The sequence below is a fragment of the Shewanella glacialipiscicola genome (assembly GCF_023283485.1).
In the GTDB taxonomy this organism is placed as follows: Bacteria; Pseudomonadota; Gammaproteobacteria; order Enterobacterales; family Shewanellaceae; genus Shewanella; species Shewanella glacialipiscicola.
In genome coordinates, this window is the sequence record NZ_JAKILU010000004.1 from 162337 (window position 1) to 187234 (window position 24898).

24 protein-coding genes and 1 riboswitch are annotated in these 24898 nt (G+C 44.7%); of the genes, 8 read left to right on the plus strand and 16 right to left on the minus strand.

Going from position 1 to position 24898, the window contains the following annotated elements:
* Positions 1-42: 42 nt before the first annotated feature.
* The 4 genes from L2717_RS05125 to L2717_RS05140 all read right to left on the minus strand — a co-directional run bounded on the left by L2717_RS05125 (position 43) and on the right by L2717_RS05140 (position 3839).
* The gene (locus L2717_RS05125) at positions 43-489 is read right to left on the minus strand and encodes a DUF1924 domain-containing protein (RefSeq protein WP_220772334.1); all 447 of its coding nucleotides are present in this window, start codon (positions 487-489) and stop codon (positions 43-45) included.
* A gap of 53 nt (positions 490-542) precedes the next feature.
* Positions 543-1130: a cytochrome b/b6 domain-containing protein gene (locus L2717_RS05130; RefSeq protein ID WP_220772335.1), complete on the minus strand. Its 588-nt coding sequence runs from the start codon at positions 1128-1130 to the stop codon at positions 543-545.
* A 658-nt stretch (positions 1131-1788) separates the two neighbouring features.
* The gene (locus L2717_RS05135) at positions 1789-3138 is read right to left on the minus strand and encodes an ATP-binding protein (protein ID WP_220772337.1); all 1350 of its coding nucleotides are present in this window, start codon (positions 3136-3138) and stop codon (positions 1789-1791) included.
* A 14-nt stretch (positions 3139-3152) separates the two neighbouring features.
* A complete protein-coding gene (locus tag L2717_RS05140; protein ID WP_220772338.1) occupies positions 3153-3839 on the minus strand; it encodes a response regulator in 687 nt (228 codons plus the stop codon).
* A gap of 291 nt (positions 3840-4130) precedes the next feature.
* Here L2717_RS05140 and L2717_RS05145 point away from each other — a divergent pair, with 291 nt between their 5' ends.
* Positions 4131-4625 (plus strand): Spy/CpxP family protein refolding chaperone, encoded by a 495-nt coding sequence (locus L2717_RS05145; protein ID WP_220772339.1) that lies wholly within the window; start codon positions 4131-4133, stop codon positions 4623-4625.
* 51 nt (positions 4626-4676) lie between these two features.
* On the plus strand, positions 4677-5555 hold the full coding sequence (fieF, locus tag L2717_RS05150; protein WP_220772340.1) for a cation efflux pump FieF: 879 nt from the start codon (positions 4677-4679) through the stop codon (positions 5553-5555).
* 110 nt (positions 5556-5665) lie between these two features.
* On the opposite strand, the gene glnG is transcribed toward fieF, so the two are convergent.
* From glnG to ovoA, 9 genes are all read right to left on the minus strand, one after another.
* Positions 5666-7078 carry a nitrogen regulation protein NR(I) gene (gene glnG, locus L2717_RS05155; RefSeq protein WP_220772341.1) on the minus strand — a complete coding sequence of 471 codons (1413 nt, stop codon included), beginning with the start codon at positions 7076-7078 and terminating at the stop codon, positions 5666-5668.
* Between the two features lie 38 nt (positions 7079-7116).
* Positions 7117-8163: a nitrogen regulation protein NR(II) gene (gene glnL / locus L2717_RS05160; RefSeq protein ID WP_220772342.1), complete on the minus strand. Its 1047-nt coding sequence runs from the start codon at positions 8161-8163 to the stop codon at positions 7117-7119.
* Between the two features lie 154 nt (positions 8164-8317).
* Positions 8318-8824, minus strand: coding sequence for a DUF4124 domain-containing protein (locus tag L2717_RS05165; protein ID WP_220772343.1), 507 nt, complete (start codon positions 8822-8824; stop codon positions 8318-8320).
* Between the two features lie 209 nt (positions 8825-9033).
* Complete coding sequence (locus L2717_RS05170) at positions 9034-9660, minus strand: glutathione S-transferase family protein (RefSeq protein ID WP_220772344.1); 627 nt, start codon at positions 9658-9660, stop codon at positions 9034-9036.
* Positions 9661-9784: 124 nt separating this feature from the next.
* Positions 9785-10477, minus strand: coding sequence for a type 1 glutamine amidotransferase domain-containing protein (locus L2717_RS05175; protein WP_220772346.1), 693 nt, complete (start codon positions 10475-10477; stop codon positions 9785-9787).
* Positions 10478-10549: 72 nt separating this feature from the next.
* Entirely contained in the window at positions 10550-11701 is a 1152-nt protein-coding gene (locus L2717_RS05180) for an iron-containing alcohol dehydrogenase (RefSeq protein ID WP_220772347.1), read from the minus strand.
* A 165-nt stretch (positions 11702-11866) separates the two neighbouring features.
* Positions 11867-12451, minus strand: coding sequence for a TetR/AcrR family transcriptional regulator (locus L2717_RS05185; protein ID WP_220772348.1), 585 nt, complete (start codon positions 12449-12451; stop codon positions 11867-11869).
* 280 nt (positions 12452-12731) lie between these two features.
* On the minus strand, positions 12732-13043 hold the full coding sequence (gene ppnP / locus L2717_RS05190; protein ID WP_220772349.1) for a pyrimidine/purine nucleoside phosphorylase: 312 nt from the start codon (positions 13041-13043) through the stop codon (positions 12732-12734).
* Positions 13044-13285: 242 nt separating this feature from the next.
* Positions 13286-15400, minus strand: a complete 2115-nt coding sequence (ovoA, locus tag L2717_RS05195; protein ID WP_220772350.1) for a 5-histidylcysteine sulfoxide synthase — start codon at positions 15398-15400, stop codon at positions 13286-13288.
* A 386-nt stretch (positions 15401-15786) separates the two neighbouring features.
* Here ovoA and L2717_RS05200 point away from each other — a divergent pair, with 386 nt between their 5' ends.
* Positions 15787-16182, plus strand: a complete 396-nt coding sequence (locus L2717_RS05200) for a hypothetical protein (protein ID WP_220772351.1) — start codon at positions 15787-15789, stop codon at positions 16180-16182.
* 18 nt (positions 16183-16200) lie between these two features.
* On the opposite strand, the gene L2717_RS05205 is transcribed toward L2717_RS05200, so the two are convergent.
* Positions 16201-16383 (minus strand): hypothetical protein, encoded by a 183-nt coding sequence (locus L2717_RS05205; RefSeq protein ID WP_220772352.1) that lies wholly within the window; start codon positions 16381-16383, stop codon positions 16201-16203.
* Between the two features lie 350 nt (positions 16384-16733).
* Between L2717_RS05205 and L2717_RS05210 the strand changes: the two genes are divergently transcribed.
* The 3 genes from L2717_RS05210 (at position 16734) to L2717_RS05220 (ending at position 18978) form a co-directional block, all read left to right on the plus strand.
* A complete protein-coding gene (locus L2717_RS05210) occupies positions 16734-17585 on the plus strand; it encodes a PfkB family carbohydrate kinase (RefSeq protein WP_220771985.1) in 852 nt (283 codons plus the stop codon).
* A gap of 303 nt (positions 17586-17888) precedes the next feature.
* On the plus strand, positions 17889-18584 hold the full coding sequence (locus L2717_RS05215) for an MOSC domain-containing protein (protein ID WP_220771984.1): 696 nt from the start codon (positions 17889-17891) through the stop codon (positions 18582-18584).
* A gap of 37 nt (positions 18585-18621) precedes the next feature.
* Entirely contained in the window at positions 18622-18978 is a 357-nt protein-coding gene (locus L2717_RS05220) for a DUF4870 domain-containing protein (RefSeq protein WP_220771982.1), read from the plus strand.
* Positions 18979-19064: 86 nt separating this feature from the next.
* Here L2717_RS05220 and L2717_RS05225 read toward each other — a convergent pair whose 3' ends face one another.
* A complete protein-coding gene (locus L2717_RS05225; RefSeq protein ID WP_220771980.1) occupies positions 19065-20981 on the minus strand; it encodes a methyl-accepting chemotaxis protein in 1917 nt (638 codons plus the stop codon).
* Between the two features lie 344 nt (positions 20982-21325).
* Positions 21326-22975 (minus strand): electron transfer flavoprotein-ubiquinone oxidoreductase, encoded by a 1650-nt coding sequence (locus L2717_RS05230; RefSeq protein WP_220771979.1) that lies wholly within the window; start codon positions 22973-22975, stop codon positions 21326-21328.
* Between the two features lie 247 nt (positions 22976-23222).
* Positions 23223-23356, plus strand: a riboswitch (molybdenum cofactor riboswitch).
* Here L2717_RS05230 and moaA point away from each other — a divergent pair.
* Positions 23344-24324: a GTP 3',8-cyclase MoaA gene (gene moaA, locus L2717_RS05235; protein ID WP_220771978.1), complete on the plus strand. Its 981-nt coding sequence runs from the start codon at positions 23344-23346 to the stop codon at positions 24322-24324. Its footprint overlaps the riboswitch before it by 13 nt.
* A gap of 95 nt (positions 24325-24419) precedes the next feature.
* A complete protein-coding gene (moaC, locus tag L2717_RS05240; RefSeq protein ID WP_006079755.1) occupies positions 24420-24896 on the plus strand; it encodes a cyclic pyranopterin monophosphate synthase MoaC in 477 nt (158 codons plus the stop codon).
* The last annotated feature ends 2 nt before the right edge of the window (positions 24897-24898 follow it).

The window sequence follows — 24898 nt, forward strand, 5'->3', positions numbered from 1 at the left end:
ATTGATCTTATTGAATGAGTTATAAAGGTCGAAATTTGGCGGTTATTGCAGGCTTAACCAGAGTAAGGCATCGCCTTTTTCCTGCGGCGTGCAGTCGCGTTTAAAGGTCCAGTTACAGTTACGGGTAAACCATTTCTCGATTTTGGCTGAGTCGGTTAACCGATCTGCGGTAATCGACGGCGCCATAGGATCAATGGGTTTACGGGTATTTTGGTGCATCCCCATGTTGGTGACTTTAGCTGTATGACAACTGGTGCAGCTGCGACCGTCCATGTCCTGTAGCCAAAGTTTTTGTCCTGCGGCGGCGGTAAAGGGACCTGCGCCTTGGGCTTGATAGCTTTGCAGCTGCGTGCCAATACGCTCGGCGCTAAGTGGCAGGCTTTGCACTTTACTGTTGGCGGCGCTAACGCTAAGGCTAGTCAGCAGCAAGGTGGAAATCGCGACGATAGTAAGGCGACTTTTATTTGTGTGTCTGGTTAATCTGTTCATAGGGCATTCCTTTTGGGTTGGATGTCTTGTTGCTAAGCAAAATGGCTAATGGATTAATCTTCTTGTTCCACAGGGCGTTGTTTCTTGCCCGTGAGCATGGCTCTGACTAAGTTTTCTTTGTGTAACAGGCTGCTGACGATGACGCCGCCAACATGGATAACCACAAGGAACACGGTGAAGTTGGCGAAGAATTCATGGACTTCTTTTATGGCGCCTTCGGGCCAAGTGGCGAAAAAGCTTGTGGCTAATGGGCCGTGTCCGTCGGTGGCGTACAGTGCCATGCCCGAGAACCCCGTGATGGCGATGCTGACAATCAAGGCCATTATCATCATTGCTCCAGCGGGGTTATGGCCTATGTAGTCTTTGGCGTTGCCAGCGATGAGTCCTTTGAGGTACACCAGCACTTCTTTAGGGCGAGTGACAAAGTTGCTAAAGCGCGCATAGTGGGTACCCATCACGCCCCACAGTAGACGAAACACCAGTAAAATTAAGATGCTGTAACCTGCGTAACTATGGATGATCATCCACTCGTCTTCGCCTTCAGTGAGGTAGGCTAAGGCAAAAAAACCGACGAGTGACCAATGGAATATGCGGATCAATAGGTCCCAGACTTTGATGGTTTGCAGTGTGTTTGATGACATGGTGTGACGCTCCTAAGTGGGTTTAGGTGTAGGCTACTTAACCCAAACTTAAACCTCGCTTAAATTTTAAGGCGCGAACATTGATTACATTGGTTGTGTGTCATTGGGCTTTAAGTGGGCGACTTACCCTTAGCACGCACTTTAGTTCTTGTGGTGAATCGCAAAACAGGGGGTGTTAACCGCTTTTTCAAGTGCCTTGGCTGGCGCTTTCGGGACTGTTGCTTACCTTTGCCATCGAATTTGATCAGGATTGGGATTAGTTGATAAACTTGGATTTTTTGTCGGTTATGTGATCTTACTGGGTTGCTATTGGGTGAGTCGCCAATCTTAATGATTTGAATCTGCCAGAACCGTGCGATTAGCGATATTTGTAAGTTAAGCGAGATAAGTAGCATAAGGAGATGCAGCTGATAACGGAATATTCATTGTTAGCAGGATGTATTGATGGAGTGGAGTTCGGTTTATTTAAAATACATTTATTTTCAGTTGTTTAATTTAAAATCCCTTGATATCTGATTTTTGTGGTAGTGGGCCAATATTGCTGTATTTACCCAATAAAACATCGTGATACCGATTAATTTGACCGCAATACAATCTGAGTATCAAAGTTAGCTTAATCTGAGTTCAGGTTAGCTTATTCTGCTGAGAGATAAAGATGTTAAATCGGTAGGCTAATATTAACTTCAAGACCGGTTGGTACACGGTTCTCAGCTTTAATCTTACCTTTGTGGGCGGTAATGGCGGCTTCTGTTATTGCTAGTCCGAGCCCCCAACCGCCGCTTTCTCTTTGTCTTGCAGAGTCGGGGCGGTAGAAAGGTTTAAATATAGCATCAAGTTCGGCGGTATCTATGCCCGGGCCATCATCTTGAATGGTGATCCGCACTTGATTGGCTTCTACATTGGCTTGCAGGTGGATATCACTGGCAGCATAGCGGATAGCATTACGTAGTAGATTTTCAATCGCGCGGGAAAGTGATTTAGGAAAGTGCGCTAATTCAATGTCTTCATCAATATCGATAGTTATTCTTTTTCCCTGTTGCTCTGCTTCAAATTCCGCATCGTCTAACACTTGGCTTAGGGATTCTGCCAAGCCTAAATAGACCTTAGTTTCGTTAGTGCTGAGCTTAACCCGTGAGAGTTCCAGTAATTCGCTGATGAGCTTTTCAAGCTGCTCGGCTTCATAACCTATACGTTCCGTTTCGGTGGTCTGCTGACCTTTTTTACGTGCGAGGGCGAGGGATAGCTGTAAGCGTGTTAAAGGAGTACGCAGTTCATGGGAAATATCGCCCATCAGCCGTTGCTGATTATTGACCATAGTTTCGATGGAGTCGGCCATGCTGTTAAAAGCGCTGGCGAGTTGACCTATTTCGTCGTTGCGCTTGGTGGTGGCTTCATCAACACGGTGAGTTAAATCACCTTGGGCAAGCGCATTGGCACTTTTTTTAAGTGAATTTAATGCCTTACCTAAGTGCCATGCCAGTAATCCGCATAATAATCCCGACAGAAAAATAGCCAGACTCAAGGTGAGTAGCTTATTTTCGGCAAAGAAGAAAAACCAAGGCCGCGGATGGTTATCGGGTAGGCGACCGTAGAGTGAATAGGTTTCTGCGCCTAAATTAAATTGATAGGGGCCAAACACCAGTTCGTCTCTAAATTGATGACTAATAGGCTGTTTTTCTTCATCGGCCATCAGCATAAAACTGCGTACACCACGACTGACTCTGTGGGTATTAATCACTTGTCCTTGGCTATTGGCTAAATAGATCCGCAGTGGTTTGCCTTCTATATCGCGATGTTTTTCTAAGCGGCGGATAAAGTCAGTTGTCAATAATGACGGATCCTGTTGAATACGCTGGGCTATGCTAGCAAGCACTCTTTCAAGATGAGGCGGCAGCGGTGCACGGTCATGATTCTGCTGCAGCAATGGTAGCAGGCCCACTAAGGCAATAATCAGTGAGCTGCAAAGCCAAAATCCAAGTAATAATTTGATAAATAAACGATTAGGCACAGTCGATACCGCCGTTATGGGAGCCAGATATAACCTTTGCCACGGATAGTCTTCACCCTTGGCCGACCATCGCTACGCTCGGGTAGCTTTTTACGTAAATTCGACAAATGCATGTCTAAGCTGCGATCAAAGGGCATAAGCTTTTTACCAAGCACTTTCTCGTTGAGCTCTTCTTTATTCATCAACTCGCCTGCATGCAGTGCGAGGGTATGCAATAGGGTGAATTCGGTGCCTGTGAGTATGATCAATTGATCATTGCAGTAAGCCTCTTGGCGTGATGGATCTAAACGTAAATCACCAAATTCTTGCGCGGGCGTCGCATGGATTTCTTGAGTGGTTAAGTTCGAGCGACGAATAATGGCGCGGATACGTGCAATTAACTCTCTATCGTTAAACGGTTTTGGTAGATAGTCGTCAGCACCAATCTCAAGCCCAACCACGCGATCGATTTCATCACCACGCGCGGTCAGCATCAATACTGGTGTTTGCTTATGTTGGCGCAGTGCGCGCAGCACTTCAAAGCCATTTAATTTAGGTAGCATGACATCGAGCAAGATCAGATCATAATCCGTAGCAAGCGCCTGTTCTAACCCTTGTTTACCATCGTAGGCCAAGGTTAATTGAAACCCTTCTAACTCAAGCAGTTGCCCTAGGAGCTCCGACAAACCTAGATCGTCATCGATTAATAATATCCGATTCATATATTTCCTTAATCTTGATCGTATGGCCCTGTTAGCCCATTTATTCGCTGGCGTCTTAGCCTTCGGCTGAGTATACCTGTTTTGATGTCAATTGCTGTGTAGCAATGTAAGCCAAAGTAAATAATAGAGAATTTGCTATTTATTGTCATAACTTTACAGTGATTTACCTGGGTCATATTCTCACTTACATAGGGAGGGTTAGACTGTAAGGGTCGAAAGTGAATTGGCTTTAAAGGGTCGTCACTGTGTCTTATTACTTGTCTATTAAGTTGAACCACTGAGGTTAACACTATGAAAAAATTATCACCTTTGAAAGCCAGTCTATTTGCAATTCTTGCTAGCTCAGCCGTATTGGCAACGTCGGTTAATGCCGCACCTACTGAGGCTGGTGCTGAATACCATAAGGGCCACCATATGGAACATGGCGGCAGACATATGGATAAGGGCGGTATGCACAAAATGTTTGAAGGGCTGGATTTAACCGATGCTCAAAAAGCTGACGTTAAAAAACTGTTCGCCGAACAGAAAGCAGCCAGAGCTGACAGTCGCCCAAAGAAAGAGGAACGCTTAGCCCAGCGTACTGAAATGCTAACATTATTAACAGCTCCTAGCTTCGATGAAACGCAAGCTAAAATCTTGATGAGTGCACAGCAAGAACAACGTCAAATTCAAATGATTGAACATATGAAGATACAAAATCAAGTTTACAATCTGTTGACGCCTGAACAGCAAGCTAAATTTAAAGCGCGATTTGAAGCACATGCAGGTAAAGAACCTCGCGGTTAAATACGGCAGCTGATATACAATAGGGTCATTGCTTTCTAATATAGCTTCCCTATGACTCAGATTTCTCAATATGATTTTTGGGTCAAGCTGGCTAGCCGCGCCTCAGTGGCTACCGCTTTGACCCTTATTATTATCAAGATGTTTGCTTGGTTCTACTCTGGCTCTGCCAGTATGCTGGCATCCTTGACGGATTCCTTCGCCGACGCGCTCGCCTCTATTATCAACTTTATTGCCATTCGTTACGCTATTGTGCCACCGGATCAAGACCACAGATATGGCCATGGTAAAGCTGAGCCTTTAGCCTCTTTGGCGCAATCAGCCTTTATTATGGGCTCGGCATTTCTGTTACTTTTCTACGGTGGAGAGCGTCTATTAACGCCGACTCCAATAGAGAATGCCACCATAGGCGTGGTGGTTTCTATTATCGCAATTGTACTGACCTTAGCTTTAGTCATGTTACAGAAACGCGCATTAGCGATGACTAAAAGCACAGTGGTTGAAGCCGATGCCCTACATTACAAATCGGACTTATTTCTCAATGGCGCGGTGCTATTGGCGTTAGTGCTAGCACAATATGGCTGGTGGTGGGCGGATGGGGTGTTTGCCGTATTAATTGCATTGTATATTGGTCATCAAGCCTATGGCTTAGGCTATCGTTCAATTCAAGCCTTGTTAGATAGGGAGCTCGACGACGAAACCCGTCAGCAGATTAAAACAATTGCCAAAGAAGATCCGCGTGTACAAGGGCTACATGACCTGCGGACTCGTCAGGCGGGGAAAACGATTTTTATTCAGTTTCATTTAGAACTCGATGGTAATTTGAGTTTAAATGAGGCTCACAGTATTGCTGATACAACAGGCTTACGGGTTAAAGCAGCCTTTGAAGATGCCGAGGTCATTATTCACCAAGATCCAGTACAGGTCACTTAAGCTTTTTAAGGTTGAATACATGGAAAAAGCGGTATTCATGGCAGCCTAATGGGTCTTTACCGTTCTTTTGGCGCTGGGAGTTGCCAAATACAACTCCAAGCGCTGGTTTATTAATCCATCGATAGTTCTTTTAGTTTTCGCGTTAAGGTATTTCGTCCCCAGCCTAAGCGTTTGGCTGCTTCTTGTTTATGGCCTTGAGTGTGGCGCAGTGCTGTTTCTAGCAGTATGCGCTCGAAGGCGGGTTGTACTTCAGTTAGTAGGTCGTTGTTTCCTTCCGAAAGTTTTTGATCTATCCATTCTGTCAGTGCTGATTGCCAATCTTGGCTACCTTTTGCCGTGTGGGTGGTATTAACGGGCTCTTTTAGCAGTTCTGGCGGTAAATCTTGAGGTAATATTTCTTGCCCCGATGCCATGACGGTTAGCCAGCGGCAGGTGTTTTCGAGCTGCCGAACATTACCGGGCCAAGGTAGTTGGGAGAGTTTTATCGCGGTTTCCTTGGTCATTATCTTAGTTTCTACCCCAATTTCCTTAGCAGCTGAGGCGAGAAAATGGCTGGCCAGCTGAGGAATATCTTCCCGTCTTTGTGACAATGGCGGCAAGTGCACGCGGATCACATTCAGTCGATGGAATAGGTCTTCTCTAAAGCCGCCTTTTTGCACTAATAATTCAAGATCTTGGTGGGTCGCCGCTATGATACGCACATCCACTTGTACCGCATTATGTCCCCCCACGCGGTAGAATTGGCCATCGGCGAGTACTCTGAGTAACCGCGTTTGTACGTCTAGCGGCATATCGCCGATTTCATCTAAAAATAGCGTGCCACCATTGGCTTGCTCGAAACGTCCTTGGCGTACATTAGCCGCGCCAGTGAAGGCGCCTTTTTCGTGGCCGAAAAGTTCAGACTCGATCAAATCCCGAGGAATAGCAGCCATATTCAAGGCGATAAAAGGTTTATCTTTACGCGGGCTGTGTTTGTGTAATGCCCCCGCGACTAATTCTTTACCCGTTCCCGATTGACCATTGATAAGCACACTAATGGATGAACGCGAGAGCCTGCCGATAGCGCGAAAAACCTCCTGCATGGCGGGCGCTTCACCGATAATCTCCGGTGTTTTAACTTGGGCTTCTTTTACTGGTGCGGGACTTTGCTCTGTAGCATGGGTGATAGCGCGCTCGACCAGTGAGATAGCCTCATCGATGTCGAAGGGCTTAGGTAGATACTCAAATGCGCCTGCTTGGTAGGCGCTCACCGCACTGTCTAAATCCGAGTGTGCGGTCATGATGATGACGGGAATATGAGGGTAATGCACCTGCAGCCGCTCGAGCAGGCTTAAGCCGCTGGTACCTGGCATACGAATATCCGACACGATTACGCATGGTTGCGATATTTCTAATGCCTGCCACAGGGATTCGGCGGCGGCAAAACTGGCGGTACTGAGCTTGGCACTTTGCAGTGCCTTTTCGAGCACCCAACGTATCGAGCTGTCATCGTCGAGGATCCATACTTGTTCACTAATTTGCATCTTGCTTCCTCATACGACATAGGCCGGTATTGTTGAAATTATTTAACGCTTAAAATCGGTAGTGAAATCGTGAATTCGGTGTGCCCTGCGCTGGAAAGGCAATCGATTCTTCCCGAGTGTAAACGGGCAATATTATGGGCAATCGAGAGGCCTAAACCTGAACCTTGTTCACGGCCTGTCACCATGGGATAAAATAATGTGTCTATTAGTTCAGGCGGTATGCCGGGACCGTTGTCGATAATCGATAGCGTTAGCACTAGCTTGTGGCGTTTGGCACCAATGGTGACTTGATGCTGGGTACGCGTGCGGATCAAAATCTCCCCGCCCGTATTTTCAAGCGCCTGCAGCGCATTTTGCAAAATATTCAGCACCGCTTGCTGCATCTGCTCAGCATCTATTTCGATATCGGGAATTGATGGGTCGTAATCCCGTTTGAGTTGGACGTTAGCAGGCAGCGCCACTTCTACTAACTTATAGACTTTTTGCACCACCTGATGAATGTTGTGCAGACTGTGCTGTGTCGGCCTTTGTGGTCCGAGTAGCCGGTCGACTAAATTACGCAGGCGATCCGCTTGCTCTATGATGAGCGTCGTGAATTCCTTCAATTCAGGGCTATCAAGTTCCCGTGATAATAGCTGTGCTGCGCCGCGAAGCCCGCCTAAAGGGTTTTTAATTTCATGGGCTAAATTACGCACCAAAAACTGCGCAGCTTGTTGCTGAGCATCTTGGTTGAGTTGTTGATGAATGCGTCTTTGTTGATCGACTTGGCGAAGCTCAAGCAGGCTCATTTTTGCAGTGTCATCGAGTGGGATCAATGTTAAATCAACAGTATGGTGTTGACCATCGAGGGTGACTAGCGTGGTGGTGTTTACCGTTAGCCCTTGGCTAGCTTTTACGGCGTCCATTAAAATGTGGTCTTCAACACCGAGTATTTGATAATGCTCAGGCAAAGCTTGTTCTACCAGTCTATGGCTACCTACGCCTAATAATTGCTCAGCCGCTGCATTGGCATAACAAGGTTTGAGATCTTGATCGATAACAAGCACTGCAGTAACTAAGTGATTGAGTAGAATCTCTTTATCCATTGACCGTTCCTAGAAATAAGGTTGCACCGTTATGTTGCACCAATTTGGTGCGAGCTGCAACTTGGCTTCATCAAACGGTTTAAGAGATGAATGTTAATCTAGCATTATGTATTTAAAAGTCTTTAAACTAGATTCAAACCCAATATTGCTTTGATTAACGCTTAGTTGCTTGATGAAGAAATATCTTTCTTGGTGGACTTGATGCAAAGACTTTGCCGTTTTGAGTCATAGCGTCAACGACTAAGGTATGTTGACCTCTGTCGATGTTTTTAAGTTGAAAAATATTGCCTACTTGCGGTTGACCAATAGGTTTGCCATCGAGTTTGATGGCCATTAAATATTGGCCTTTAAGTTCTGGTGTGATGGTCGCAACTACCTCAAAATCACCATTATTATCTCTGACGGTTTCTTCTTCATTCGGAGCGGTAATATTGACTTGATATTGAATAGATTCAATTGCTTGATTAACATCATCTATATCTGTTTTTGGCTGAGGCAAGCTAATTTGATTTAAGGTTTTATCCTTTAACTCTACAATTTGAGCATTAGGCTGTGGTTCATCGGAGTAATGGACTTTACCATCTTTATCAACCCATTTATAAACAACTGCCTGAGCCAACATACTAAATAGCATTAAGCCGATGAGTGTGAGTGAGCGCATGCTAAGGTCCTTGTTGTGTTTAAATGGAGTTGTTCAAGATTAGACTCTTTTCTACTAAAAATCATGATGTTTGTTTAGTATCAGCGGTTAGGGTTGTTGCTGGATAGAAGGTCTATAGCGGGTAGGAAAGGCGGGGCTGAACGAGGCGGGATTTAATTTTTGTAAAGCACGGGCACTCATCTGCGATGCGCCCGAGCTTAACGCAGAAATTATACGCTTACGTCGAGATCTTGCTCGATTTGATTCGCTTTAGCCCATCCGGCATGTTGCGATAATTGAGTTGCATAGCGTTGAATATGTCCAAATTTAGCAAGGTCGCCACTGTTCGCTAATAGCTCTACCACGAAGGACATCATGATATCTGCCCCAGTGAGCTTGTCTGCCACCAAGTAGCTTTTGCCTGCCAACATATCATTGAAGTAGTGGCTAATTTTACTGACTTCTATCGCCGCATAACCTTCAAGGAAATTGGTTTTACAGCCGTCCTTTTGCACGAACATACGCAATAACAAAGGCAACATAGCCGAGCTTTCGGCAAAGTGTAACCATTGTAGATAATTGATGTAGTCGGCACTGTCTCTTGCTGGCGCTAAGCTATCAGCGGCAAATTTTTCAATCAGATACTCTGTGATCGCGCCCGACTCGGCTATCACTTGGCCGTCCATTTCGATAACGGGTGATTTGCCTAATGGATGAATTTGCTTAAGTTCAGATGGCGCGAGAAAAGTCTGGCTATCACGCTGATAACACTTAATTTGATAAGGTTGACCCAGTTCTTCTAGCAACCAGATGATACGTTTAGAGCGTGATTTATTAAGATGGTGCAAGGTGATCATGAGCTTCCCTTTCTATCGTGAGAGTGCATTTTATTGCTATCGCACTATTATGGTGCGATAGCAATTTTTAGCGTTGTTAGCACACTTGTCTTAATTTATTTTAAGTTGAGTGTGCAGCATGTTATTAGCCTCTAGCGTTTAGTTGCGCGACGATGGCCTCTGCAACCGCTTCTGATGATCCTGGATTTTGGCCGGTGATCAAATGAGCATCCGCCACAACAAAGCTTGTCCAATCATCACCTTTAACATAAGTGCCGCCATTTTTTTGCAGCATATCTTCGACTAAAAATGGCACGATATTAGTGAGTTGCACCGCTTCTTCTTCAGAGTTGCTGAAACCGGTAACGCGCTTGCCGCTAACTAATGGCTTACCATCGCTGGTTTTAGGATGTAATAGTGCAGCAGGGGCATGACATACCAGCCCTAGGGGTTTATTGGCTTGATAAAACTGTTCTATCAAGGCGATAGAGTGTTTATCTTCGGCAAGATCCCACAGTGGACCGTGACCGCCGGGATAGAAAACGGCATCATAATCGGCGGCGTTGATTTCACTTAAACGAGTGGTATGGGCTAGTTGCTTTTGGGCTTCAGCATCTTTACTGAAACGCGCAGTGGCTTCGGTCTGAAAGTCTGGCTCATCACTTTTTGGATCGAGCGGTGGTTGACCGCCCAGTGGTGAGGCCAAAGTAATGTTGAAACCTTTATCTTTAAAAGTATAAAAAGGTGAGGCGAATTCTTCGAGCCAAAAGCCGGTTTTTAAACCTGTATCGCCGAGTTTGTCGTGTGACGTAAGTACCATTAATATATTCATTTTCATACCTTTACCTAAGTTGCTCACATCAATACGTGTGAGCTCTGGGTTTAGTTCAGTTAAGGATACCGTTTGACGTTATAAAGCTAAGGTCAAAATTTTACGACTCATGGCTGGATCAATATTGCCGTGTTCGCCGAGCGCCACCATACCGTGTTGTTCAAGCTGTTTTACAACCGTTTCTACGTGGCTGGCATCAAGATTATAAGCAGATAAATGTGTCGCTATGCCCATCGCTTCAAAAAACGCTTTCGTTTTGGCAATGGCGGCGTCGATACGTTCATCATCTGTACCTGTGTTGATGTGCCACACACGGTCTGCATATTGGAGTAGCTTTTCGCGCTTAGCTTCTTTAGTACATTGCAGCAAAGCTGGCAGTACGATTGCTAGTGTGCGTGCGTGGTCGATATCGTAAAGTGCGGTCAGTTCATGGCCAATCATGTGGGTGGCCCAGTCATGGGGAACACCTACGCCAATCGTGCCATTGAGTGCCACCGTGGCCACCCACATTAAGTTAGCGCGAATGTCGTAATCCTCTGGCTGAACCAGTACCTTTGGCCCAAGCTCAATAAGGATCTGTAATAGACCTTCGGCAAATCTGTCTTGTACGGCAGCGTTAACGGGGTAAGTTAAGTATTGCTCGGTAATATGCACAAAAGCATCGACCACACCGTTAGCCACTTGGCGCTCAGGCAGAGTGAACGTTTTTGTTGGATCAAGTATTGAGAATTGTGGGTAAACCAAATCATTACGGAATGGCAGCTTAGCCTGTAGCGATTTACGGGTTACAACGCTGGCATTGTTCATCTCTGAACCCGTTGCTGGCAAGGTTAATACTGAACCAAAAGGCATCGCTTGCGTCACTTTTGCGCCCATGAGAATGTCCCACGGTTCACCTTCGAATACCGCTGCAGCAGCAACAAATTTAGTGCCATCGATGACTGAGCCACCGCCAACAGCGAGGAGGAAGTCGATATTCTGCTCGTGCACTTGAGCAACGGCTTTCATTAAAGTTTCGTAGGTTGGGTTTGGCTCAATGCCATCAAACTCGACGATGAAACGATTACCCAGCGATTGTTTTACTTCGTCTAATGTACCTGTTTTTCTGGCGCTGCTGCCGCCAAATAGGATCATGACCTTAGCATCGCTTGGCACTAAAGAGTCAATTTCAGCGATAGTATCTTTACCAAAGCGGATACGAGTCGGGTTGTAATAGTTAAAATTTAGCATGGATGATGTTATCCCTATTATTAGGTTAATTAAGTTCTTTTAAATTAGTAGACCAGTCGTCTAATTCACAGATGTAAACAATGTTTTCAATTGTTGTGGCTGATTTATATCAGCAAATCTCTATCACAAATTTTGTAGCAAAATGGGGGTAAATCTAGGGCATTGCTATGGGCTTAATATCGCTTTAGTTGACACCATTGTCCGTTCAAGCGCGGTAGCGCTGTGGCCTAACTTGTTCATTAAGCTGGCGCCTAACCACATGTGATACAACATTTCAGCGGTCGATTGCGGATCTTGTGTAGCGATTGAGCCATCGTTGATCCCTATTTGCACGCAAGTGGTTAGCCTGTCGATAATGCTCGCGGAGCCGTTAAGTAAGGCGACGCGCATGGCTTCGGATAAGTCAGCCACTTCGGCGCTGAGTTTCACAACCAAACACTTTTGATCTATGCAGCCATCGGCTTGTACATGTAACCACTGTTGCCAGTATTGCATTAAGCGCTGATAGCCTGTGAGTGTTGAGTCATTAAATAATGCGTCTAACGCTATTTGATATTTATCAAAATAATCAGTAATCAGCGCTTCGCCAAATTGTTCTTTAGATTTGAAGTAATGGTAAAACGAGCCTTTAGGTACTTCGGCCGCCTGCAGCAGTAGGGATAAGCCGACGCTGGAGAAGCCTTTTCTGACGATTAGCTTATAGCCGATGTCGAGAATGTGTTGGCGAGTAGATTGGGTTTCGATTTTCATGAGGCTTAGGATAAAGCAAATTAGACCGGTCGTCTAGTGCTGTTTTAAGCGACGATATTAATACATGTGTCTTTAATCCGTGTTAAATACCGTCGTAGCATAATGGGGAAAAAATCTAATAGCTAACCAAGATGGGCTGACTATTGGGGAAATGCTCACACTAAAAGGATAAAACTTTACTGTGAGCATGACTTAAGGTTTATTGTGACAATTGTATTGGCTGTGTTAGTGCTATCTGTACTAACAGTGTCTGTACACCTCGAACATCGATATTTTATGCTTAAAGATAGCTGCAACAATATTCGGCGATGGCAGTATTACGAATTTTAAAGCTCACATTTGCCGCGAGCTCAAACTGCGTTCCCTCGTTAAATTCTTGCCATGTAGTGGTGTTGGGTAGCAATACCTCAAAACGGCCGCTAATCACCGCCATGATTTCACCTTGAGAAGTCGAAAACTCATATTCTCCTGGCTGAACTACGCCTAAGGTTTGTTTACTACCATCGGCAAAAAACACGCTACGACTGGCGACTTTACCATCAAAATAAATATTGGCTTTTTTAGCTACAGATACGTTCTCGAGCAAACTCATGATTAATCCTCTACAAATAAATGTTAACTGAATTTATATGCATATTTAGTAAACATCCATATATTATTTTGGTGGGCATGAGAATACATGTTGAGTATTAACGCGGGTTTAATGTTGACTGATAGTCTATTTACGCTGTTGTGAAGGAGGTGTTTACGGCATAAATCTACTAGCGAAGAGTAAGCATCTGCCAGAAATAGATAACTGACAGATGCCTTTTTGCATTATTTATCGAGACAGGATTAACGCTTACGCCAAATGGTCATTTCTGAAATCGAATGTTGGAATTTACGTTTAGTCTCGCGGATCACAAACGGGATTTCCTTCACTGCAACCAGTTCAAATTGACCAATTAAGGTTTCAGTTAACCCATCTAACGTGGTGAAGTTCTCACCTTTCACTTTTACGCCACCGAGCCATTTATCCTTAGGGGTATAGTCCTCTAGCCAAGTGTAAGGTGAGGCAATGACAAGGTATCCACCTTGATTAATCCGTAGGGCAATGCTGGTTAAAAAGTGCTTAGGATCGTTTAATCGGTCAATCAGATTAGAGGCATACACTAAATCATAACCGGTAAACATGGGCTTTAAATTACCCGCATCACCCTGCATAAAATTCACTTTTTTAGCTTCTGGGCCATAACCTAACTTGGCTAAGTTTGCGCTCTTAAACTCCTGTAAATCGCCCTCGGTACGAATGGTATAACGCTTCTCACCTTGCTCGGTGAGTGCATACGCTTGTTGAATAAAGCGTGCCGAGAAGTCGATTCCATCAACGTGGTCAAACACTTTTGCCAGCTCAAAACTCGCTCGGCCAACGGAGCAGCCAATATCCAACGCTTTACTTGTGTGAGTGAGTTGGATTTCAACCAGCGCTTGTTGTACGCCATTAACGCAGAAATTAGGCACACCAAAATATTCGGCGCCATAGTGGAACTCAAGGTATTGGGAGATCAGCTCATCGGTTTCGTACACATTGACCTCGGCCATTTGGGTAGGGTTTTGCGTGGATTCCACATAGCGGAAGCCAGCATGTTGATAAAAATGTCGACGAAACGCATAACGTGACGAAGCAATGGCCTCATTGCCGGTGGAAATCCACGAACCACCTTTTATGAGATTGTGCTTACCATCAAAAGTTGGCGTTGAGAAATCATCATAGAGTGGGTGTACGGCAAAGCCATTAAAGCCGTCGATAGCGGTTTCTGTCCACTGCCAAACATTACCGACAATATCGAAAAAACCATTATGTTCAAAACGATTCACCGGACAAGAAGAGGCGTAATAAGCCAAAGAGATATTACCCGGTACTTCCTGCCAATCAGGTGCATCAGCGGGAATGTTCTCACGTAGAATCGACCATTCCGCTTCAGTTAGTAGGCGGATATTACTTTGCTTTTGCTCGGCTTTCCAATTGCAAAAAGCTTTGGCTTCCAGCTGATTGACCTCGACGGGCCAGTTTAACGGTAGTGGGATTTCTTCCGTTAAGTTACGTTGCCACCATTTATCTTGCTGTAATCGCCAAAAACGCGGCATTTTCGCTTGGGTGTAAGCGAGCCAAGCTTGACCTTCTTCATTCCAAAATTGCGGTGATTGATAACCACCGGCTTCGACGAACGTCAGATACTCTTGGTTCGAGACTAAAAACTGCGAGGCTTTAAAGTCGGCAACGTTAAATGTTTTATTACCGTATTCGTTATCCCAGCCATAGGTCTGGTCTTGCTCTGGTTTACCTAAGGTAATTTTTTTACCTTTTACGGCAATTAAGTGGTTTGTCTCAGCGTTGCCGACATCTTGGCATGCGGGCCAAAGCTGGCTTGTAGCAACATATTCTAGCGGCAGCTGGCGGATAATCACTGATGAGGTTTCTAAGTGAATACGCTCATGTTCAATGCCCATCAAAATAATCCAAGCTGGGCTGTCTTGCGTGATCGGCAGCGCCAGTGGCATTTCATCAATAATGCGATTCACTACAGCGCTAACTTGTTGACGATAGGCGTGCACTTGCGCCACCTTTGGCCATGGGTAATGTTGCTCGTTCAAGTCATCCCAAGACATTTCATCAACACCAATGGCAAACATGGATTCGAAGTTGTCATTGACCCGTTCATCGAGAAACTTTCCGAGCTTGAGCTTGTTAATGTAAAAGGTGGCCGTATGGCCAAAATAAAAGATTAACGGATGGCGCAGCGGTTCGGCTTTAAGGTAATAAGCGCTATCTTCTTGGATCAAATCAAACAGCGACTCATATAGAGCCCATGTTTGATTAAAATAAAGTTTAAGCTCTTGGCGCTTTTTAGCCTCACTTTCACCCATTAGTTTTAGGGTTTGAGGGGCTTGCGTTATAGGCTTATCCATAGGCAAGTAAACTCCGTATTCATCGGCCTGCGGTGCAAGCATGGGAACATTAATCTATCGTGTGTGACTTTATACGTTATTACTGGGTTCAGGATCACTTTGTTGGCTTATGTGGCGACTCAATGGTAATGATAAAACAAACTAACTGAGACTCTGGGCATTCATTGATGCATATGTGCCAGCCCTGCACGGATGTCCATTCTAAGTGTCTATACTCGATATGACCCCTTTATATTGGTTTTTCTTGCAAAAGAAGTGTTCTATTCAAGTTTGCTACCCCATTCTTTATTGAGATTAAAATTATTTTATCCTTGAAGAGTATTTTCTCTGACGGGGTTAAGGCAGAATGAGCCAGTCCGTAAAATTATTATGCAGGATATAACGGGATGACAATTAACGCATTATGGATACCCGCTTGGTATGAGCTTGATCCGTCGATCGTAGTGGGGGTTGCTGAGGAGTTTGTTTTTCACCAGACTGCCGCAAACGAGGCGTTAAAGTTTTATAGCGGTAAAGAGGGTGGCGATGCCGTTAAGGCAACGGGTACGATCTCGGCGATTCATCACAGTGTCTTGGGGGATATTGAGAGTGTCGATGCGCAGGGGCTCGATTATACACTGGTGTTGCGAGATGGACGTCGCTTGCTAGTTAATGCAGAGGAAAACCCTGGCTTGATTTATGAATGGGTTGATGACAGTTGGCAACCTTCTGATATGGTTATTACCGATTGGCAATTAACCGTAACATTTGCGGCTTTATCACCATTAACGCCAAAAAAGTAATTGAATAGTTAAGTGCAGTTAACGCTCTAATATTGGCGTTGGCTGCACTTTTACTGTTTCTGTGAGTTGTTGATAGTCTTGTTTAATCTGTGCGACATAGTTGTCATGAAAATCCAGCGCTGCAAACTCCTCTAAACAGAGCTGATAACGTCGCAGTTGCTCGGCTCTTTCCTCAATCGTATCCCATCTTTCCATTAGCATAGCGTTTGATTCCATTCAAAACGTTGAGAAACATAATTGATACATATGTTAATTATGTTTCTTTAGATTTAATGGTACAAATTCTTATTTAGTTTGAATAAATCACAAAGCAGACCTGCTTTGTTTTTTAAATTTAATTTAAACAATGGCTTACCGTTTCGGCACTGTAATATACCGCACGCTATTTAATATTTTGCTTCATCTTATATGGGACAAATGCTTACACACGTAGGCAGCGACGTTCTTATTCTATTTCTATCGTAATGATTGGATTGTACCCATACGTATTTTGTTTTAGATTGAGGGACTTTAATTCTCTGGCGTTGTGTTTTGCCCCTTGGAGTCGTGTAATGGCGAATATTCTGTTAGTGGCCAATCTTAATTGTGACCGGATTTTACTACTTGATAAACCTTTAAAAACCGGTGGACGCTTCCATTATCAGGATGGGGGGCAGCGGCTCGGCGGCGGCGGCGCAAACACTGGATTAGGCTTAGTATGGGCCGGACATAGCGTTGCACTTGTTAGTCAAGTTGGCCGTGATGATATGGGGGATTGGCTTATTGCTGAGGCCAACACCCAAGGGCTCGACTGCCGTTTAGTGCAGCGCCGTGTGGGTAATACCTGCGAAATGCTGCTCGTAATGACACCAGATGGCGAGCGCACGATTATTCGACCACAAAGACCCATATTTGAGTTGTCGGTACCACCAAAATGGCAATCATGGGATGCACTGTATTTTAATACTTCAGCGGAAGGTTCTGTTAGCTGGGCGAAAACTGCCTTAGAACATTGCCTTGTGGTGGCGCAATTGGCTAAGGACGATAGGCCAAGACCTTGCCATATTTTATTGGCATCTGTGAGTGATATGCAGGGGCGTTGTGATGCCGCATCTTGGGAATATGGCGTGAGCATTGGCGGCAGTGCATTGCGTTATTTTGTGGTTACTGATGGCATCAACGGCGCTAAGGTCTATACCCAGGATAATGTACAACATGTTGCCGCAGTCCCTGCAAACGTTGTTGATACTACAGGTGCGGGTGATGCCTATGCTGCAGGACTTATCCATAGTCTATGTTGTGGCGAGTCGATTACTCAGGCTATGGCCGAAGGCGCCGTGTGGGCTGCCTTTGCGGTCGCGACAGATAGCTCTGTTCCGGGAGAGGCGCTGAAACAGTATTTAGCGAGTAAGGCAACAGCATAATAAATTGGTTGTGTTCTGTTTGAGTCATTTTTTTGTCATCTGTATTTGCTAGAGTTTATTTTGTTATGAGTGACTCTGATGTTTTATTGTGCTTTTTCCCCATTTGTTAGTGCATCATTTTGCCTCGTTTTCGTAACGGGGCATTTTTTTGCTCAAAATAAAGTTATCCTATTCTTAAAATAGGTCGATGACTGAAATATTATACGGTTATAACGCAATCCAATTTAAGTTATTTCATATAAATCAATTCATTGCATTTTAAAAACGAATAGTGCTTGATAGTCCATGGATAGGGAGTGGTAGATGTCAACGTTGCTGATTAATAAGTTATCCGGATTGTACTTAGGGGCAGAGCTTGAAACGATCGCCGGCGTGATTAGCGGTATTAATGGCAAGCAATCGGCCCAACAATTGTTAGTGCATAGTGGGCATGCTGAGGGTGATGTACAGGCTGACCCTAAACACCACGGCGGGCTCGATCGAGTGCTTCATCATTTCCCCCGTGAGCATTATGGTCAGTATCGGCGTTGGGATTTAATCACCCAGCTCGAAGATGCGCCCACTATGGGAGAAAATATCAGTACAGTTGGGCTTAACGAAACTCAGGTAAATATTGGTGATATTTTGCAAATTGGTGCCGTAAGAGTGCAGGTGACCCAGCCCCGCTCACCTTGCTTTAAGCTTAATCTGCAATTCGGTCATAAAGAATTTGCCTTGGCTATGCAACAGAGCCAGTTATGCGGTTGGTTCTATCGAATACTCACTCCTGGGGTAATCTATCTCAACGATAAGATTGAATTAGTTGAGCGCCGCACCGACATAAGCGTAGCAGAAGCGATGTCACTGTATTTCTCACCTACTTTCAATGTAGATGCCTATGAACGTTTAGCTTCCTGTGAGGGCTTAGCACAGAGTTGGGTTAATAGCTTGCAGCGCCGCTTAGCATTGCAAACAATAGAAGACTGGCAAATGCGTTTATACGGAAATAATGCCAAATAAGTATTGATATTCAAAATGATAAAGTAGAGATGATTTCATGATAGAGCCCGTGAAAAAGAGCGATAAGGATTTTGGTTTACTGGTGTATGCCTCAAGTTTTGTAGGATATCTCGTGCCGTTAGGATCAATCCTTGGGCCATTAATTATCTGGCTAATGAAGCGCGAAGAGTCGATATTTGTCGATCAATGTGGCCGTAGTTGTTTGAACTTTAAGTTGAGCCTGCTGATTTATGTGATCATCAGTGGCGTATTAGCGTTTGTGGGTATCGGTTTTATTTTTTTAGCCATACTGGGCATATTAGATCTAGTGTGTACTGTGCTGGCAATAATTAAAGCCAGCGAAGGTAAAGTGTATAAATACCCACTGACAATTAAATTTATTTCAATGGATTAATAGCGTTATTACGTGAAATAAAAACGCCTTAGATATTGCTATCTAAGGCGTTTTTTATGCAGTAAGAATAGAGCAAAAAGCAGGTATTACACCTTAAACTTGGCCACTAGAGAATCTAATCGATGCGACAGTTGACTCAAGGCTAAACTCGCTTGCGCTGCAGCTTGTGCTGTATCTGCCGTGCGCTGAGTAATGTCGTTGATTTCAGTGAAGTTACGGTTAATATCTTCAACAACGGTAGATTGCTCTTCTGTCGCGGCAGCGACTTGGATATTCATGTCGCTAATCAGGCCAATTCTATCGCTAATACCAATCAAAGATTGGCTGGCTTCATCGACGGCCACCACACCTTCATGTGAGCGGGTGCGGCTTTGAGCCATCGCATTCACTGCGCGGCTTGCTTCCGATTGCAGCTTGTCGATCATGCCTTGCACTTCGTTGGTTGATGCCGCAGTCCGTGATGCTAAGTTCCGGACTTCATCGGCAACAACGGCAAACCCGCGTCCTGCCTCACCTGCGCGCGCTGCTTCAATGGCTGCGTTGAGAGCGAGTAAGTTAGTTTGTTCAGAGATTGCACGGATCACATCTAAAATGCCTCCGATGGATTTAGTGTGCGTCGCGAGCGACTCAATCACTTCACCCACTTGGCCAACATCCTTTGATAATTGGTTGATGGTATCTCGAGCTCGAGTCACAACAACTTGGCCAGTGCTGGCTTCAGTATCGGCATCTCTAGCGGCAACCGCGGCTTGGGCAGCATTGCTGGCTATTTCGTTAACTGTGGCACCCATTTCGTTAATGGCGGTAACCACCATAACAGTGCGATCTTTTTGCTCGTTGCTGTCATCTAGCGTTTGCTGTGCTTGGTTAGACACATCTTTAGCTGAAAAACCGAGCAGTTCGCTAGTTTCGGCAACTTCAATCACAGTCTCTTGGATTTTGCTGATAAAGCTATTAAACCCTTTTGCCAGTTGAGCTATTTCATCTTCACCATTAACGGGTAAGCGTTGGCGTAAGTCACCTTCGCCTTCACCTATATCACGGAACATTACGGCAATTTGTGTGATAGGGCGGCTAACTGAGCCGGCAACTAATACGGCCAGAGCAATAAAGCCTGCAGCAATGAATAGCGTCCACATTAAAATTTGGTAGGCGGCATCAGTTAATAGTGCAAAGACTTCAGCTTTAGGCACTTGTGCGACGAGGTACCAATCCATTGAGGCGATATAACTGCTGGCGACCAGCATCTCTTCGCCATTGATCGTGGTATTGATTAGATTGAAATCACTGCGATTTAATAATGAACTTGAATTATCTCCTTTGTATAGGTTGCTTAAGCTGCTTTTACCAATTTGGCTCGGGTCGGGGTGAAGTTGAACTCCTCCCTTAGCATCAACTAAGTAGATAAAACCCGTTTTTTCAATCTTAAACGAGTTCAGTAAATTCACCATATCATCAAGTGATTTTGCCAGCCCTACTAAGCCGCGACCATTAGGCTGCTGATAGTTAATAAAAAGTTTAACTTCACCATTGGCCTCGGTAAATACGTTTAACATTCGCTCTTGACCGCTATCGCGATAACCAAAAAACCAATCGTCTGGCCCTGGGACGAGTAAACGTAAAAAGCCATCTTGAGTGTAATAAGCCGCAGTTTCTTTGTCTGCGTAGGAGGTCTGCACTAATTTATATTGGCGAGAAATATCTTTCAGCTCGGCAACGACAATGGCTTCCTTGTCCTGTGGTCGACCGTCCTCTAGCCATTGCAGTAACATACGGCTATTGGCGAGTTGTTCTGCAGCATTCATTAAGGTGGAAATGTCGAGATCGATCTTATTACGGATCTGCATCATCAAGCTAGGCAGTTCCGAACCCAACATACGTTGCTCGACCACATTTTTAGCGCTGCGCTGGCTTAACACACCGACAAGGATGGTTGACAGTAGTACCGCAAATGTAACAGTTAGCAGAATCTTCTGCTTAATGGTGAGGTTATTAAATATCATAAATATCAATATGCCTTTGTTGGACTATTGTAAGTTAGCGGTCGACGCACCGTGTACGATAATTATTATCGGACAATAATGTTAAAAGTTAACTTTAGTCTAGATTGGTTGGTTAATAAAACAGCGTTAGCAAGGCTTTTTAGCCTAACTTATTGCTATTGAAGTAGATCTTATTATGTAGAGTATAGACGGAAATACAGCGGTGTTTAGAACTGACTCTTTTTATGCCGCGATTGTGGCTAATGTAGTGAGCAAGGGCAAGCTAAAATAGTGAATTATTCGTGTTTTAGGTAAGAAAAAGGCGTCAATTTGGACGCCTTGGTTCACATATTTACAATAATTTATTACATATTAGGGTAGTTGGGTCCACCACCACCTTCTGGGGTTACCCAAGTAATATTTTGGCTTGGGTCTTTAATGTCGCAGGTTTTACAGTGAATACAGTTTTGCGCATTAATCACAAATTTGGGCTGACCCGCCTCTTCGATAACTTCATATACACCTGCAGGGCAATAGCGTTGTGCTGGCTCATTAAATTGAGTGAGATTAATACCCAATGGAATACTGCTGTCTTTTAGGCGTAAATGGCAGGGCTGATCTTCTTCATGGTAGGTGCTCGATAGATAAACTGAGGACAGTTTGTCAAAACTGAGCTTGCCATCTGGTTTCGGATAATCAATCTTGTTGTAAGCGCTAACGGGCGCCATTTGTGCATAATCAGGCTGTTCATCGCGCAATGTTATTGGGAATCTTCCACCAAACCAGTTTTGATCAATATAGTTGAAGGCACCACCTAAGTAAGTGCCAAACTTATGCATGGCAGGGCCAAAGTTGCGCGATTTGTATAATTCGTCGTGCAGCCAACTTTCTTCTATATGAGTTTGGAAACAATCAAGATCTTTACCGCCTTCGACCCCCGCCATCATTGCTTTGCCTAAGGTTTCTGCAGCGACAATCCCGCTTTTCATCGCAGTGTGAGTCCCTTTGATTTTCGCAAAGTTCAAGGTGCCTGCATTACAGCCTATGATTAGGCCGCCAGGGAAACTCATCTTAGGTAGTGAGTTTAGACCGCCTTTAGTGATTGCGCGTGCGCCATAGCTAAGACGTTCGCCACCGGTTAAATATTTAGCGATAACAGGGTGAGTTTTGTAACGTTGAAATTCATCAAATGGGCTAAGATGCGGATTCTTATAGTTCAAATCGATAATAAGCCCAACCGCAATTTGGTTGTCTTCCATATGATAAAGGAAGCCGCCGCCAGATGAGCCCTCGGTTAATGGCCAGCCCCCAGTGTGAACCACTTTACCTAGCTCATGTTGCTCGGCAGGGACCTTCCAAATTTCTTTGAAACCTAAGCCATAATGTTGCGGTGTTTTACCATTATCTAAATGATATTTTTCGATCAGTTGCTTACCTAAGTGGCCACGGCAACCTTCAGAAAAGACCGTGTATTTGGCATGCAGCTCCATACCCGGCATATAACTGTCTTTCGGTTTGCCATCGGCGCCTATGCCCATATCGCCAATCAAAATACCTTTAACGCTATTATCGTCGTTAAACAGTAATTCACTCGCTGCAAAACCTGGGAATATTTCAACGCCGAGCTCTTCTGCGCGGCCCGCAAGCCAGCGGGACAGGTTACCGACACTGATAATAAAATTACCGTCGTTGTGCATCGTTTTTGGCACAAAAGCATTCGGCATGACTCGGCCATCGGTGGCAGAGTTCAATAAATAGATTTCGTCTTGAGTGACAGCATTTTTTACTGGGGCATCTTTTTCGCGCCAGTCGCTAAATAGCTCACTAAGGACTTTTGCTTCGAACACTGCGCCAGACAGGATATGTGCACCCACTTCTGAGCCTTTCTCAACCACACAGACAGTAATTTCTTTACCTGAATCCTGTGATATTTGCATTAATCGACATGCAGTTGCTAAGCCCGCTGGACCTGCACCTACGATCACAACATCGAATTCCATTGATTCGCGTTCCATCAGTTCACCTCTTCCTTTACGTTTCCCCGATTTCTATCGAGTGTTGTCGTTTGTAAACGGGCGTTTTATTGTTTGTACCACCTTACCTGAAAATAAGATAAGGTCACAGTGGATTAAGCCATTGTTGAGTCTACTTGAGTACAAATCTTTAGGTGAGGGCTGTCACAGATTATTCACGCTAGTGAAGTTTAGATAAATAAATACCTGTTTAGGGGTATAGCTAGTGAGTACTTTCGGCCTATAATCATCGGCGACGGTTCTCCGAGCTTGCCTGCCTAAGTTGAAAGATATGGAGGTGTAGCCGTGGTAATAATGCCACCGGGGCGGGATAAGAAATGCTCTCGCCTCCCACACTTGGAAAGGTGATCATGTCTCAATTACAAGACAGCTTTGGTCGAAAATTTCACTATTTACGCATGTCAGTTACTGACGTTTGCAACTTTAAATGCAGTTATTGCCTCCCCGACGGTTATCATCCTGATGGCAAGCCTAAATTCTTATCGCTTAATGAGATAGAAAACCTCGTTTCTGCATTTGGTCAAGTCGGCACCCAAAAAATCCGCATTACGGGTGGTGAACCTACCCTGCGTAAAGACTTCACCGATATTATTCGTGTGGTAGCTGACAACCCTCATATTAAAAATATTGCTACCACGACTAACGGTTATCGACTCGAAAAACATGCCCAAGAATGGTTTGATGCGGGTCTACGCCGTATCAATGTCTCTGTGGATAGTTTAGATCCTAAAATGTTTTACCAGATCACTGGCGAGAATAAATTCGACGAAGTGATGCGGGGCATTGATGCTGCTCTGACGGCAGGTTTTGAGCGCGTAAAGATTAACGCCGTACTGCTTAAAGGCTTAAACGATAAAGATTTACCCCGTTTTTTGCATTGGATTAAAAATACACCTATCGATTTACGTTTCATCGAGTTGATGGAAACGGGCCTTGGCCGTGAGTATTTTGAAGCCCACCATTTGGCGGGAGCAGATATTAAAGCCCAGTTACTGGCGGATGGTTGGCATTTAGATACGCCGAGCGCCGATGATGGTCCTGCGCAAAACTTTAGCCGCAGCGATTATAAGGGGCGTATTGGTTTGATCATGCCCTATGCCAATAATTTCTGTGCGAGTTGCAATCGTCTGCGAGTCTCGGCTAAGGGGAAGTTACATTTATGCCTCTTTACCGAATCAGGTGTCGATTTACGTGATTTACTGCAGCACTCCAGTCAACAAGCAGAATTGATCGAGCGTTTGCACGGTCAATTAGCCCAGAAGAAAGAAACCCATTATTTGCATCAAGGCATCACGGGTGTGACTCAGCATCTTGCCTCAATTGGCGGTTAGAGCAGGATTTTCGTTCTTTCACCGTCGATTTAGCGCGGGTATCAGTCTAATTTTCCTTGCACTTTGTTTTGACCTAACATTAAAGGATCGCTCCAATGAGCAATGTATTTACTCATATTAATGCCGATGGCAATGCCCATATGGTTGATGTAACCGAAAAAGCGGTAACTGAGCGTGAAGCCCGTGCAGAAGCCTTTATTGAGATGGCAAGCACTACCCTAGAAATGATTATGAGTGGTAGCCACCATAAGGGTGATGTGTTTGCGACCGCGCGTATTGCGGGTATCCAAGCGGCTAAAAAAACCTCAGATCTTATTCCTCTATGTCATCCACTCATGCTGACTAAGGTTGAGGTTGATTTAGAAGCGCAGCCTGAACATAACCGCGTGCGGATCACTAGCCTATGCAAATTATCCGGTAAAACTGGCGTAGAAATGGAAGCCTTAACCGCGGCTTCTGTGGCGGCGTTAACTATCTACGATATGTGTAAAGCGGTGCAAAAAGATATGGTGATTTCCCAAGTGCGCTTACTGGAAAAACGTGGCGGCAAATCGGGCCATTTTAAGGTTTAGCG